Source organism: Pseudofulvibacter geojedonensis, assembly GCF_042675745.1.
Taxonomy (GTDB): Bacteria; Bacteroidota; Bacteroidia; order Flavobacteriales; family Flavobacteriaceae; genus Pseudofulvibacter; species Pseudofulvibacter geojedonensis.
Genome location: NZ_JBHTJM010000010.1, coordinates 157,084 through 170,557, shown reverse-complemented (window position 1 = coordinate 170,557; position 13,474 = coordinate 157,084). Strand labels below are relative to the sequence as shown.

Here is a 13,474-nt window from a genome sequence, read left to right as displayed (position 1 = left end):
TTATTCAAAACTATAAGTTACTAAGTTCTTAGCTAAAATTATTCCTTGAATGGATAAATTTAGGGAATGAATGTATTTTTATAAATAAAAAACCCGCTTATAGCGGGCTTTTATATTTTATAATTCTTCTGGAGCTAATTGTATCTCCAATCCTTCTAAATCTTTAGTTATAGGTATTTGGCAACCTAGTCTAGAATTATCTTCTACATTAAAAGCCTCTGCTAACATAGCTTCTTCTGCATCTTCCATTTCTGGTAATTCATGATCTGATAACACATAACACTGGCAAGAAGCACACATAGCCATTCCGCCACATACTCCAATTGTTCCTTCTGGAGCCAATTCGTATGACTGAACTACCTCCATTAAGTTCATAGCCATATCTGTAGGAGCATCTATTACATGTTTTTCTCCTTCTCTATCTATTATAGTAATAGCAACATCAGACATATTACAATTCGCTTATATTTATTACTTGATCTTTTTTAGCAACCTTATGAGAACCGTCAAATCCAGTTACACCACCTACGGTTGTGTATTTCATAACAAACTTCTTACCAGGATTAATTCTTTTATAAGCACTCTGGCACATTAGAGTTGCTTCGTGAAAACCACATAGAATTAATTTTAATTTTCCTGGATAAGTGTTAACATCACCAATAGCATAAATTCCTTCACGATTGGTTTGGTAATCTAATGCATTGTTAACTTTTATTGCATTTTTCTCTATTTCTAACCCCCAATTAGCAATTGGACCTAACTTAGGCAATAAACCAAATAACGGAATAAAATGATCTGTTTCTTTAATTAGCTCACCTTGTGTTTTATGATTAATTCTAACAGCTTCTACTTTACCTTCTCCAAAAATATCTGTAACCTCAGCTTCAGTAATTAAATTAATTTTTCCAGCTTTTGCTAATTCAGCCACTTTTTCTGCTGAATCTAGAGCTCCTCTAAACTCGTTTCTTCTATGAACCAAAGTCACTTCGCTAGCAACATCTGCTAAAAAAATAGCCCAGTCTAAGGCAGAATCACCTCCTCCTGCTAATACTACTCTTTGGTCTCTGTACACTTCAGGATCTCTAATAACATATACTACTCCTTTATCTTCGTAATCTGCTATATTAGAAATCTGTGGTTTCCTAGGTTCAAAAGACCCCAAACCTCCAGCTATAGCTACCACTGGTGCTTTATGTATAGTACCTTTATTTGTAGTTACAATAAAAGTTCCATCCTCTTGCTCTTCTATAGTATCTGCTCTTTCCCCTAAAGTAAATCCAGGTTCAAATGGCTCTATTTGCTTCATTAAGTTATCTACTAAATCTCCTGCCAACACTTCTGGAAAAGCAGGTATATCGTAGATTGGTTTTTTAGGATATAACTCCGAACATTGTCCACCAGGTTGTGGTAAAGCATCTATTAAATGACATTTCATTTTTAATAAACCTGCTTCAAAAACAGTAAATAATCCGGTTGGTCCTGCTCCTATTATAAGTATATCAGTCTCTATCATTTTTCTTTATTGTTTTGCAAAAATCTTAAAAATTCTTGGTTTTATGAACTCTTTTATTGTTTTATCTATATTAATTATAAATAATAGATTTAGTTAACTTGTTTAAACTGTTAACCTTTTCTCTAAAATTTCCTTTTATATTCGATCTATATTGATTTAAATTCAACACCAAATCATCTATACTTTCTGGAAGAACATCTTCAAAAAATTGCCTCAGACGTTTAGCCATCGTTGGTGATTTTCCATTTGTTGAAATGGCAATTTTCACATTCCCTTTAGTTACTATTCCTCCCAAATAAAAATCACATAAATCTGGTGTATCAGCTATGTTTACCAAAATGTTATTAATAGTTGCATCAATATAAATTTGCTGATTGGTTTTATGATCATTAGTAGCCCCTATAACAATGTGCTGATCTTCTAAATATTTTGCCTTGTATATATCAGATATTAATTCTACTCTATGCTCTTGTGCTAGTTTTTGCAATTCTTTATCAAAAGATATAGATACAACTTTTACATTAGCATTAGGACTAGACTTTAATAAAAAACTTAATTTTTCTAATGCCACTGTCCCTCCACCCACTATCAATACATTTAATTGATGTACTTTTAAAAAAATAGGGTATAAATTATTTCTATTTTCTAAATTCATATGGCTTCAACTTTTCTAGGGATTACCCTTGACTTAATATTTAATATTCGTTCTCTATGATTAACTACTTCTCCTAGAACAATAATTGCTGGATTACTTAGTTCTTTTTCTTGAACTATTTTTTCAATTGTAGTTACTGTTCCTACTCCCACTTTTTCCTGAGAAGTGGTTCCGTTCTGTATAATAGCAACTGGCAAATCATTCTTTCCTTCTGCTTTGAACAAAGCAACTATTTCTTTCAGTTTGCTCATTCCCATTAATATAACTACTGTAGCTGTAGATTTAGCTGCTAAAGCCACATCTTTAGAAATTTGATGGTTTTTAGTGGTTCCAGTAATTACCCAGAAACTTTCTGAACTGCCTCTTTTAGTTAGAGGTATATTCTGGTAAGCTGGTACTGCTAACGATGATGATATACCAGGAACCATATTAACTTTAACACCTAATCTAGAAGCATATTCCATCTCTTCGGCACCCCTCCCAAAAATAAATGGATCACCTCCTTTTAATCGAACAACGTGCCCATTAGAGTAAGCTCTACTTACTATAAGCTCATTGATTTGTTCTTGTTGATAAGAATAACATCCTTTTCTTTTACCAACATAAATTTTTTCTGCTAGTGGATTTACGTACTCTAATAAATCTGTATTCACTATAGCATCATATAAAACTACATTGGCCTGTTTCAACACTTTTATTGCTTTAAGTGTGATTAAATCGATATCTCCTGGCCCTGCTCCTACAACGGTTAATTGTGCTTTATTTCTCATCTTTTCCTATGCTAATCTGTTCTTTTCTATATACGTCTGCTAATTGATAAAAGGCTTTAGCTTCATTTAAATACTCTCTTGCAAAAACTAGGCTAGGTTCATTTTTATTAATCTGATAAACCAAATCATTAAAACTACTTGCCAATTCAATTTTATTCGTATCTATTAACAACTCATCGAAACTTTTTACAATTCCTGCTTGTGTATTGGTTTTTGCGCCCTCAACTGTTAATAGGGCTTTAGCAGTATTAACCAAAACAGCATAAGAATGATAAATGCTATCTGCCCATTGTTCATTATTAAATGCTTCTGTAGCTAACTCTAATTTTTCTTCACTCTCAAACAATAACGTAGCTATTAAATCTATTACTACTCCTGCACATTCCCCTACACCAATTGCTTTAACATAATTTTTATCTTGCCCCCAGTCTATAAAGTCATTCTCAGTAAGATTAGTGATATCTGATAAATGTTTTAATAAATCATAGAAGTAGGTTTTTCCTTGTCTATCGTAATAGGTTAAAAAGTCTTCGCTTTCTTCTTGATGAGCTTCAAAGTCGTTTAATAAAATTCGTAATGCTTCTGGTCCTCTTTTACTAGGCACTTTTACCAGTTTATCTGCAAAACGACCTTGACCATCTCCTAAAACACCTCCACCTATTAATACCTGCAAAGCTGGAGCTACTAATTTATCTTTAGTACGAACAGACATCCCTTGAAAACCTATGTGTGCCATATTATGCTGACCACAAGCATTCATACATCCACTAATTTTAATAGTTAACTCTTTATTGTTAATGTAATCTGGATATTCTTCTTTAAGAATTCTCTCTAACTCAACAGTTACTCCTGTGCTACTTGCTATTCCTAAATTACAAGTATCTGTTCCTGGACAAGCCGTAATATCTAACAAGCTATTATAACCTGCTTCAGCAAATCCTAACTTTTTAAGTTCTACGTAGAAAAACGGTAATAACTCTTCTCGTACATGACGAATTAAAATATTTTGACGTAATGTAAATCGCAGCTCGTTAGCTGCATATTTCTTAATTAAATCTGCTAACAACCTAGCTTTATCTGTATAAAAATCGCCTAAATGAACTTTTATCCCGACCGCAAATAAACCTTCCTGTTTTTGATTAATTACATTAGTTTGTTTCCAATTTTCATAAGCTCTTATTTCTTCTATTTCTACTGAAGGAATGTCTTCTGTTTCAAATACAATTTCTTGTTCAAAAGGCTTTCTATTTATTGGATATGTTTTATAAGCTAAAGCTTTACGTTCTTTATCTACCAATTTAACAAAAGCTTCTAAACCTAAATCTTTTACTAAAAACTTCAACCTAGCCTTCGCTCTTTTAGATCGTTCTCCGTGTCTATCAAAAACTCTTAACACGCCTTCTATAGTTGGTATTAATAAATCTTCTTCTAAAAACTCATAAAAAACATCTGCTTGCCTTGGTTGAGAACCTAAACCACCTGCCAGTAACACTTTAAAACCTCTTTGCTCTTTACCATTTACCTGCTTTGTTTTAGCAATAAATCCCAAATCATGCATAAAAGTTAACCCTGTATCTTCATCTGTTGCAGAAAAAGCCATCTTAAACTTTCTTCCCATTTCTTGACAAATAGGATTACGTAAAAAGAACTCGAATGTTGCATGTGCATATGGAGTTACATCAAAAGGTTCGTTTACATCTATACCAGCAGTTTCTGATGCTGTTACATTCCTTACCGCATTACCACACGCTTCTCTTAAAGTAATATCATCTTTCTCTAACTCCGCCCAAAGTTCCGGAGTCCTGTCTAAACTAACATGATGGATTTGTATATCCTGACGTGTAGTAATATGCAGCCTACCTCTAGAATACTCATCAGACACATTTGCAATACGGTGTAGTTGCTCTGAAGTTACTTTACCATAAGGCAATTTAATCCGAATCATTTGTACTCCAAACTGACGCTGTCCATAAACTCCTCTTGCTAAACGAAGACTACGAAAACGTTCTTCGTCTATTTTACCTTCTTTGAAAAGGCGTATTTTACGTTCTAATTCTAGAATATCTTTTTCTACTACCGGATTTTCAATTTCGGTTCTAAAACTTTGCATTACTTGTAATTTTTGTGTTGTTTAATTGGTATTAAAAAAGCCCTTTTGATTATCAAAAGGGCTTTTGTTTTATAAACGATTTTCAGTTTATTAACTCATTATCCTTTTGACTTTATGGTACTGCATACACATGCTCATTGAAGTGCACATAGCTAGAGTCATTATATTAGTTTTTCTTATTTTCAACTTATATTGGTTTTTGTTGATTTTGGTTATTAATTCTATTCTTAAATCAATTAGTTTAATCAATAAATCCTACACCTGCTGTAGTATTAGTTTGAGCATCAATCAAAATAAAAGATCCGTTAGACTTATTTTCATGATAACTATCATAAAACAAAGACTTACTTAATTTAAAACTCACCTTTCCTATATCATTCAATCCTAATTCATTCACTTCTTCAATTCCTGAATAATCGGTAGCAACGGTATGAGCCACTTTATCTACTTTAGATAAAACTATATTGGTATTATGCTGAATTAAATACTTGGTACCTTGAGCTAACTTTTTTGTATCCATCCAACATATTGTTGCCTCTAATTCCTTAGAGGAATTTGGTACTTCATTAGTCTTTACTATAGTATCTCCTCTACTTACATTTATATCATCTTCTAATTGAATTGTAACTGAGGCTCCCTCGTTTACCTCTGAGAAAGTGCCATCAAAAAACTGAATTTCTTTTACTTTACTTTCTTTTAAAGATGGTAACACAGTTACTTTATCTCCAACTTTAACACTATCTCCATATACTTTACCTGCATAGCCTCTGTAATCGTGATAAGCATCTTGTTTGGGTCTTATTACTGTTTGTACAGGAAAACGAAAATTACTTTTTTGATAAGTCTCTTCTGCTTTTAAACCTTCTAAATAAGATAAAACTGTTGGACCACTATACCAATTGGTTTTTTCTGAATGAGTAACCACATTCTCTCCTTCTAAAGCGCTAATTGGTATAAAAGTAATTTGCTGTTTGTTAAATGTACTCTTACCGTTTAGGGCTTCAAAATCTGATTTTATAGCATTGAAAACATCTTCATTATAATCTACTAAATCCATTTTATTTACAGCTACAATAATATGCTTTACGCGTAATAAGTTATTGATAAAAAAATGACGCTTAGTTTGCTCTATTACTCCATTTCTAGCATCAATTAATATAATAGAGGCCTGAGCATTAGATGCGCCTGTTACCATATTTCTAGTATATTCTACATGCCCAGGAGTATCTGCAATGATATAACTCTTCTTTTCTGTCGAAAAATAAATATGAGCTACATCTATAGTTATTCCCTGTTCACGTTCGGCTACCAAGCCATCTGTAGCTAAAGAAAAATCTAAGTAATCAAATCCTTTTTTCTTACTACTCTTTTTTATAGCTTCTATTTTATCATCTGTTAACGACTTGGTATCATACAGTAATCTTCCTATTAAGGTACTTTTACCATCATCTACACTACCAGCTGTTGCTATTTTTAATACTTCCATTTTCTTTTAGTATTGAGTATATAGTACCTAGTATTAAGACTTTATTAATAATTCAGTACTAAATTATTTTGAATATCTATTGACTATTAGGTGTTTAGTACGTGAGTCTAAACTTGTTTCAGGTTCTCATCATAAATGATTAAATTATCTGATGAGATTCCGAAACAAGTTCGGAATGACTAAAACATTATCTAAATGCCACTTTTAAAAATACCCTTGTTGTTTACGTTTTTCCATTGCTGCCTCTGATCGTTTATCGTCTATTCTAGCTCCTCTCTCAGAAATTGTTGAGACTCTTATCTCATTTACTATCTCCTGAATTGTTTTTGCTTTTGATTCTACTGCTGCTGTACAGGTCATATCTCCAACCGTTCTAAAACGAACTATTCTATCTAATACTTCTTCATCTTCTTCTTTATACACATATTCAGAAGCACTCCATATCAATCCATCTCTAACAAAAGTTGGTCTTTCATGTGAAAAATAAATAGACGGAATTTCTATTTTTTCTTGCTCTATATAACTCCAAACATCTAACTCTGTCCAGTTAGATATAGGAAAAACACGTACATTTTGACCTAATTCTATCTTTCCGTTCAACATATCAAATACTTCTGGACGTTGATTCTTTTCATCCCATTGTCCGAAATCATCTCTAACCGAAAATATACGTTCCTTAGCTCTAGCCTTTTCTTCATCTCTTCTTGCTCCTCCAATACAGGCATCGAACTTAAATTCTTCTATAGCATCTAATAAGGTAGTTGTTTGCAGGCTATTTCTACTAGCATACTTACCTGTTTCTTCTACTACTTTTCCTTGGTCTATAGCATCTTGAACATTTCTTACAATTAAGTTCAAACCTAACTCTCCTACCAATTTATCTCTAAACTCTATGGTTTCCGGAAAATTATGTCCTGTATCTACATGTAATAATGGAAACGGAATCTTAGCCGGAAAAAAAGCTTTCTGTGCTAATCTTACTAAAGTTATAGAATCTTTCCCTCCAGAAAATAATAGAACTGGATTCTCAAACTGAGCAACCACTTCTCTAAAAATATGAATTGCTTCTGCCTCTAAGGCATTATGTTGTAATATCTTACTCATTTTCTTTCTTCTTCTTTTCTATTATTGGTGTATTCCACACTCTCTGTTTTCTAGTACTTTGGTTGGATCGAAATACTTCAGCTCGTTTGGTAAATTATACTCTTTCAAATAAGCATCTAATTGTTCTTCTGACCAATGATAGAAAGGACTTACTTTTAATACTCCATCTTTAGAAAAACTAAAAATATCTAAGCTATCTCTTAAAGCTGTTTGTCCTTTTCTTAAATTGGTAAACCAAACATCTGGTTGCTGTTCTTGCATAGCTCTTTTAAAAGGTTCTATCTTAACTTGCTCTGAAAAAACAGCATGTAGCGGGTCATCTACATTTGGTATTCCCATTACAACATCTCTATGAGCTGCCGTTTGTTTAGGAGTGTACAATTTTATATTTAAACCTAATTTTTTAATTAATTCGTTAGCATGTCTATATGTATTTGGTGTATTGTATCCTGTGTCGCACCAAACCACATTAATATCTTTTAATTCTGACACGACTGCGTGTAAAATAGTTGCTTCATATGGTCTAAAATTAGTTGTAACAACTGGCTTATTTGCAAAACTTAATACCCAAGAAATAATTTCTGAGGGAGATTTATCTGCAAATTCATCATTATACTTTTTAAGTACTTCTTGTTTAATTTCCATTTCGTTCAATTTAGGAGGCTTCATAGCAATTATTTTCCCCAGTTAATTTTATTCCAAATTCTTTCATGAAAAAAATACAACACCATTTTAGTTATTAACTCTACAAAACCAATTGATAATGCTAACTGCAGAGTTCCGGTTATTAACCATGAAATTAATATGGTATCTAAAGTACCTACAATTCGCCAACTAACAGACTTCACTACGCTTCTAAGTGGCTTTTCTGAAGACTTATCTTTGGTATAATCCAGTTCTTTTTGGTGATATACTTTATCTAAAATCATCTTTTCGAATTAATTAACGGGGGCAAATATATAAACTTTTTTCAATTAAACTATATTTCCTATAGATTTTATAGACTATTAGTTTTAACTATATTAAAATATTGATTTTAAAGCCTCTAAAAACTCTTGCATAGTTTAAAATTTACTTTACATTTGCAAACTCTATTTATTCTATAGATTTTATATATTAATTTATTAACCCACATAGTTATGGCAATATTCATAACAGATGAATGCATTAATTGCGGAGCTTGCGAGCCAGAATGCCCAAATAATGCAATTTATGAAGCAAGTGATGATTGGAAATATTCTGACGGAACTTCTTTAAGCGGATCATTAGACTTTCTAGGTAGAAAAACGATTGATGCAGATATTGATCAAGAAGCAATATCTGATGAGTTTTATTATATAGTACCAGATAAATGTACTGAATGTAAAGGATTTCATGAAGAACCTCAATGCGCTGCTGTTTGCCCAGTTGATTGTTGCATTCCAGACGAAGAAAACACAGAAACAGAAAAAGAATTATTACAAAAACAAAAATTGTTACATCCAGTATAAAATGGAAAACATGCAACACCTTAACACTTTACCTTTTTCAATAGAGATTAGTATAAAAGACTCTGTAGAAAAGTTTACTAAAGAGTTATATTATTCCTTATTTGATATAAACTATGCTAATAATTATATCAAGAATATTGAGACTAATTTTATATTAATTTGCAAAAAATTAGATATAAATACTTCAGAAAAAAAATGGAGTGAGTTTAATTCCAAAATATCATCAATAAGAAAAGATCTTATGCTTGATGCAGAAGCAGCCTTACAAAAAGATCCCGCTGCAAAAAGTTTAAAAGAAATATATTTTGCATACCCTGGTTTTTTGGCAATAGCAATTTATAGACTCAGTCATGAACTATTAATTTTAGATATTCCTTTACTTCCAAGAATGATGAGTGAATTCGCTCATAGCTTAACTGGAGTAGATATTCATCCTGGAGCAACGATAGGTAATTCTTTTTTTATTGATCATGCAACAGGAATTGTAATTGGAGAAACTACCATTATAAACAATAATGTTTCGATTTACCAGGGAGTAACACTTGGAGGTATTCAAGTAAAAAAAGAATTGGCCTCTGTAAAAAGACACCCCACTATTGAAAGCAATGTAACTATTTATGCTAATGCTACTATACTAGGTGGTAATGTAGTTATTGGAGAGAACTCCATTATAGGCGCTAATGTTTGTATCACCAAATCTATTCCTAAAAACTCAATTGTTACTTATAAAACAGCTTATAATATTAATCCCTTATAGATCATGAATATCAATCGAAACATAACACAGTTAATTGGTAATACTCCTTTAATTGAAGCTTCTAACCTTATTGACAAAAAGGAAGTGAAATTATTATTAAAATTAGAAAGCCAAAACCCTGGAGGTAGTGTTAAAGACAGGCCAGCCTTTAATATGATTAATCAAGCTTTAAAAAGAGGTGATATAAAGAGAGGAAGTCATCTTGTAGAAGCGACAAGTGGTAATACAGGTATAGCTTTGGCTTTAACAGCTAAATTATTAAACTTAAACATTACTTTAGTTATGCCAGAAAGTGCTACTCTAGAAAGAATAAAAACTATGAAGGCTTATGGAGCCGAGGTAGTATTAACCGATTCCCAAAAAGGTATAGAGTATTCTAGAGATGTAGCTTTAGAAATCCATAAAAATAAAGGGGCTTATATGTTAAACCAATTTGAAAACGAAGATAACTGGAAAGCACACTACAAAACTACTGGTCCTGAAATCTGGAAAGGTACTAATGGAGAAATAACTCATTTTGTATCTGCTATGGGAACAACAGGAACTATTACTGGTGTATCTACATATTTAAAAGAAAAAAACAAAAATATTCAAGTCATAGGTGCACAACCCAAAGCAGGATCTAAAATACCTGGAATACGCAAATGGTCGCCAGAATACATTCCTAGTATTTTTAAACCCGAAAATATAGATAACATACTAGAAGTGAGCCAAGAAGAAGCTACAAAAATGACTCGGAAATTAGCTCTTAAAGAGGGAGTTTTTGCTGGTATGAGTAGTGGTGGTGCTGTTTATTCTGCTTTACAAATAGCCGAACAAATAACAAAAGGAACTATTGTAACCATTATTTGCGATAAGGGCGATCGTTACTTGTCATCGAATTTATTTTAAAAACATCGCTTTATAATACGGTTTATTTAAATATATATTATATTTACGTTATGGGACCTAACTTAAAAAAAATCGAGGAAATTTCTGACGGAGATGATGTTTTTAAGAAAAAAATGATTGACATTATTAAACAGGAATTCCCAAAAGAAAAACAAGATTACTATTTCTATCTTGAGCAAAATAAATATCAGGAGTCTGCTTTAATAATTCATAAATTAAAACACAAAATTAATTTATTAGACTTAGAAGAAGGATTTAAATTAGCTCAAGATTTTGAAGTTGAATTAAAAAATAATAAATTGGATTTAAAAGATAGTTTTGAAGAATTACTCGCTACTATCGAAGCGTATTTAACCACTTTAAGTTTATGATGAATTGTATTATTATTGATGATGAAGAACTAGCAAGAGTTATTATTGAAGGATATTGTAATAAAATAGATCATTTAAACGTAATAGGTTCGTTTGGTAAAGCATTAGATGCTATTACTTTTATCAATAACAATGAGGTAGATTTAATTTTCTTAGATATTCATATGCCAGAGCTTAATGGCTTTGATTTTATTGATAGTTTACACAACCAATCAAATGTTGTATTAACAACTTCTGACAGTAATTTTGCTCTGAATGCTTTTGAATATAAATGCATTATAGATTATTTGGTTAAACCCATTAAATTTCCACGCTTTATAAAGGCCGTTACTAAAATAGATTATAATACTACTAAAACAACTACTGGTAACAATTCTGAAGTTAAAGAAGAAGGTAATAATGAACTGTATGTAAATATTGATAGACGTTTAGTAAAAATATTAATGTCAGACATTTATTTAATTCAAGCCAAAGGAGATTACATCAATATTAAAACCAATCAAAAAAATCATATAGTACACACAACTATGAAAAAAATTGAGGAAAAGTTACCTCAAGAGTTATTCCTTAAAGTACACCGATCTTATATTATAAATTTAAAAGAAATTATAGATATTGAAGATAATAGTGTATTAATTAAAAAAGACGTCGTTCCCGTAAGTCGATCAAACAAGCCTGAATTAATCAAACGTTTAAATAGGTTAAATTAAAATTTGTATAACAAATTTAACCCTATAGATGAAAACTCAAATCCAGCTGCATTACTAGACGCTATATTACTATGTGAACCATATAATTTAGCTATAAATTTATCCTTAACTTTATAAGCTAAACTAGCCTCTAACCTGTAGGTAGACTGGCTAGAATTAGCATCGAAAATTTGTACACCAACAGCCGCTAACATCATCATTTCAAGTTTATTACTTTTGTTTTTTATTTTTGTTTCTGCAAATATTTCTCCTAAAGTATACGAGTCTGGACTAAAGTATTGAAGTGGTTTTGATTCACTAAAACTTATGTAATTACCATTAAGTCCTAGTTTTATTAATTGCTTTGTATTAAATGAATAATATAACGATAAGAAACCTAAGTTTCTAGAATTTTCGTCTGTTTGGTGTGTATATATGTACTGACCATAAAGTCCTATTCTAGACCTTGTAAACCAATGATAATTTACAATACCATGATATTGGGCAATGTCTAAATTTATTAAATCAACATTAAAATTATGGTATTCTTTAGATATGTAAACATTTAAGTTTTGATTATGCTTTGGCTTAGTTTCTAAACCAAGCTTAAATATGAAATCTGAATATGATTGATTTGAACTAGAAATTAAACAACCTATATTAGACACCACTTTAATAGTATTTCTTAAACTAACTGAGTAATCAAAATTAAATGTATTTTGATTAGCTATATTTTGAGATATTGAATTTTTAAAGTGTGAATATCTATATGTTAATCCTATTTTGTGTTTGGTGTTAATTGGATACTTCAACTTAGTTTCTGAATGAAAATTACTATTGTCTCCACTATCGAAAGTCAGTTTAAAATCCTGTGAAACTTCTGGCTTATATAGCTTCTTAATTTTTAACTGTAGCTTTTTTATATTTTCTTCATTCGGGTTGACTTCTAATATTTCTGCAATAACAGTAAGAGCCTTTTTATTTTCATTATTAGCATGATAAGTAAAAGCCAACCCTATCTTAGTTCCAAGAATCGTATTGTTTAATGCCAGTGATTTTTTATAGTATTTTATAGCATTATTATATTGATTCAAACTACTATAAGAATTCGCTAAACCCATATGTACAATAGGATTATTAGGATCTAAAGTCATAATAAACTCATACGACTTTAATCCTTCTTTATACTTTTTTAACCATAAATAAGCTTCTGCTTTGTTTATTAAAAACTCTATATTCTTTGGATCTAACTCTAACAACATATCAAATATCGACAGCGCTTTTTCAGGATTTCCACTTAACCCAACTGCTCGGCCATAACACAATTGAGCTGTACGGTTATCTGGAAATTTATTAAGGTAACTTTTAAAGAACTGTTCTGCTTTTTTAAACTCACCTTTTTCTAATAATTCAAACCCCGTATCTATTTCATTTTGAGACCATAAAACATTTACGAAACAAAAAAACAATAAACTTAAAATTAATTTAAATGACTTACTCATACGTATTGATTAGCATTGCTACAAGTTACAACGAAATAAGCTTTCAATAATCGACAGTAACCTGCGTTCTATCGAAAGATAAGTAATTAAAGTTGTAAAAAAGTAAATCTTTGTAGTATACAAATCAAACAACGAT

Annotated in this window: 15 protein-coding genes; 5 read left to right on the top strand and 10 right to left on the bottom strand. The window is 31.1% G+C overall.

What is annotated here, in order from left to right:
- Positions 1-117 precede the first annotated feature (117 nt).
- The 9 genes from ACFQ1O_RS12690 to ACFQ1O_RS12650 form a co-directional block, all read right to left on the bottom strand.
- Positions 118-450 (bottom strand): ferredoxin, encoded by a 333-nt coding sequence (locus tag ACFQ1O_RS12690; RefSeq protein WP_377716420.1) that lies wholly within the window; start codon positions 448-450, stop codon positions 118-120.
- 1 nt (position 451) lies between these two features.
- Positions 452-1,513: an NAD(P)/FAD-dependent oxidoreductase gene (locus ACFQ1O_RS12685; RefSeq protein WP_377716417.1), complete on the bottom strand. Its 1,062-nt coding sequence runs from the start codon at positions 1,511-1,513 to the stop codon at positions 452-454.
- Positions 1,514-1,583: 70 nt separating this feature from the next.
- The gene (locus tag ACFQ1O_RS12680) at positions 1,584-2,168 is read right to left on the bottom strand and encodes a precorrin-2 dehydrogenase/sirohydrochlorin ferrochelatase family protein (protein WP_377716414.1); all 585 of its coding nucleotides are present in this window, start codon (positions 2,166-2,168) and stop codon (positions 1,584-1,586) included.
- Positions 2,165-2,938 carry a uroporphyrinogen-III C-methyltransferase gene (gene cobA / locus ACFQ1O_RS12675; protein WP_377716412.1) on the bottom strand — a complete coding sequence of 258 codons (774 nt, stop codon included), beginning with the start codon at positions 2,936-2,938 and terminating at the stop codon, positions 2,165-2,167. The genes ACFQ1O_RS12680 and cobA overlap by 4 nt, the downstream gene beginning before the upstream one ends.
- Positions 2,928-5,048 (bottom strand): nitrite reductase, encoded by a 2,121-nt coding sequence (locus tag ACFQ1O_RS12670; RefSeq protein WP_377716409.1) that lies wholly within the window; start codon positions 5,046-5,048, stop codon positions 2,928-2,930. The genes cobA and ACFQ1O_RS12670 overlap by 11 nt, the downstream gene beginning before the upstream one ends.
- Positions 5,049-5,289: 241 nt before the next feature.
- Positions 5,290-6,534, bottom strand: a complete 1,245-nt coding sequence (locus ACFQ1O_RS12665; RefSeq protein ID WP_377716407.1) for a sulfate adenylyltransferase subunit 1 — start codon at positions 6,532-6,534, stop codon at positions 5,290-5,292.
- A gap of 204 nt (positions 6,535-6,738) precedes the next feature.
- Positions 6,739-7,638 (bottom strand): sulfate adenylyltransferase subunit CysD, encoded by a 900-nt coding sequence (gene cysD, locus ACFQ1O_RS12660; RefSeq protein WP_377716404.1) that lies wholly within the window; start codon positions 7,636-7,638, stop codon positions 6,739-6,741.
- A gap of 21 nt (positions 7,639-7,659) precedes the next feature.
- Positions 7,660-8,283 carry a phosphoadenosine phosphosulfate reductase domain-containing protein gene (locus ACFQ1O_RS12655; RefSeq protein ID WP_377716882.1) on the bottom strand — a complete coding sequence of 208 codons (624 nt, stop codon included), beginning with the start codon at positions 8,281-8,283 and terminating at the stop codon, positions 7,660-7,662.
- Between the two features lie 29 nt (positions 8,284-8,312).
- Positions 8,313-8,567, bottom strand: coding sequence for a DUF2061 domain-containing protein (locus ACFQ1O_RS12650; RefSeq protein ID WP_377716402.1), 255 nt, complete (start codon positions 8,565-8,567; stop codon positions 8,313-8,315).
- Between the two features lie 210 nt (positions 8,568-8,777).
- On the opposite strand from ACFQ1O_RS12650, the gene ACFQ1O_RS12645 reads away from it, so the two are divergent.
- From ACFQ1O_RS12645 to ACFQ1O_RS12625, 5 genes are read left to right on the top strand one after another with little or no spacing between them, the layout of a single operon-like run.
- Positions 8,778-9,128, top strand: coding sequence for a 4Fe-4S dicluster domain-containing protein (locus tag ACFQ1O_RS12645; RefSeq protein WP_377716399.1), 351 nt, complete (start codon positions 8,778-8,780; stop codon positions 9,126-9,128).
- Positions 9,129-9,138: 10 nt separating this feature from the next.
- Positions 9,139-9,885, top strand: coding sequence for a serine O-acetyltransferase EpsC (epsC, locus tag ACFQ1O_RS12640; protein WP_377716397.1), 747 nt, complete (start codon positions 9,139-9,141; stop codon positions 9,883-9,885).
- A gap of 3 nt (positions 9,886-9,888) precedes the next feature.
- Complete coding sequence (gene cysM / locus ACFQ1O_RS12635; protein ID WP_377716395.1) at positions 9,889-10,776, top strand: cysteine synthase CysM; 888 nt, start codon at positions 9,889-9,891, stop codon at positions 10,774-10,776.
- 50 nt (positions 10,777-10,826) lie between these two features.
- On the top strand, positions 10,827-11,147 hold the full coding sequence (locus ACFQ1O_RS12630) for an Hpt domain-containing protein (RefSeq protein ID WP_377716394.1): 321 nt from the start codon (positions 10,827-10,829) through the stop codon (positions 11,145-11,147).
- A complete protein-coding gene (locus ACFQ1O_RS12625; RefSeq protein ID WP_377716880.1) occupies positions 11,147-11,857 on the top strand; it encodes a LytR/AlgR family response regulator transcription factor in 711 nt (236 codons plus the stop codon). The genes ACFQ1O_RS12630 and ACFQ1O_RS12625 overlap by 1 nt, the downstream gene beginning before the upstream one ends.
- Here ACFQ1O_RS12625 and ACFQ1O_RS12620 read toward each other — a convergent pair.
- Entirely contained in the window at positions 11,854-13,338 is a 1,485-nt protein-coding gene (locus ACFQ1O_RS12620; protein WP_377716393.1) for a tetratricopeptide repeat protein, read from the bottom strand. The two genes, ACFQ1O_RS12625 and ACFQ1O_RS12620, sit on opposite strands and share 4 nt — an antisense overlap.
- Positions 13,339-13,474: the final 136 nt, after the last annotated feature.

Coding starts and splice junctions, on each gene's coding strand:
- ACFQ1O_RS12690 (WP_377716420.1), bottom strand. CDS start 450: ATGTCTGATGTTGCTATTACTATAATAGATAGAGAAGGAGAAAAACAT.
- ACFQ1O_RS12685 (WP_377716417.1), bottom strand. CDS start 1,513: ATGATAGAGACTGATATACTTATAATAGGAGCAGGACCAACCGGATTA.
- ACFQ1O_RS12680 (WP_377716414.1), bottom strand. CDS start 2,168: ATGAATTTAGAAAATAGAAATAATTTATACCCTATTTTTTTAAAAGTA.
- cobA (WP_377716412.1), bottom strand. CDS start 2,938: ATGAGAAATAAAGCACAATTAACCGTTGTAGGAGCAGGGCCAGGAGAT.
- ACFQ1O_RS12670 (WP_377716409.1), bottom strand. CDS start 5,048: ATGCAAAGTTTTAGAACCGAAATTGAAAATCCGGTAGTAGAAAAAGAT.
- ACFQ1O_RS12665 (WP_377716407.1), bottom strand. CDS start 6,534: ATGGAAGTATTAAAAATAGCAACAGCTGGTAGTGTAGATGATGGTAAA.
- cysD (WP_377716404.1), bottom strand. CDS start 7,638: ATGAGTAAGATATTACAACATAATGCCTTAGAGGCAGAAGCAATTCAT.
- ACFQ1O_RS12655 (WP_377716882.1), bottom strand. CDS start 8,283: ATGGAAATTAAACAAGAAGTACTTAAAAAGTATAATGATGAATTTGCA.
- ACFQ1O_RS12650 (WP_377716402.1), bottom strand. CDS start 8,567: ATGATTTTAGATAAAGTATATCACCAAAAAGAACTGGATTATACCAAA.
- ACFQ1O_RS12645 (WP_377716399.1), top strand. CDS start 8,778: ATGGCAATATTCATAACAGATGAATGCATTAATTGCGGAGCTTGCGAG.
- epsC (WP_377716397.1), top strand. CDS start 9,139: ATGCAACACCTTAACACTTTACCTTTTTCAATAGAGATTAGTATAAAA.
- cysM (WP_377716395.1), top strand. CDS start 9,889: ATGAATATCAATCGAAACATAACACAGTTAATTGGTAATACTCCTTTA.
- ACFQ1O_RS12630 (WP_377716394.1), top strand. CDS start 10,827: ATGGGACCTAACTTAAAAAAAATCGAGGAAATTTCTGACGGAGATGAT.
- ACFQ1O_RS12625 (WP_377716880.1), top strand. CDS start 11,147: ATGAATTGTATTATTATTGATGATGAAGAACTAGCAAGAGTTATTATT.
- ACFQ1O_RS12620 (WP_377716393.1), bottom strand. CDS start 13,338: ATGAGTAAGTCATTTAAATTAATTTTAAGTTTATTGTTTTTTTGTTTC.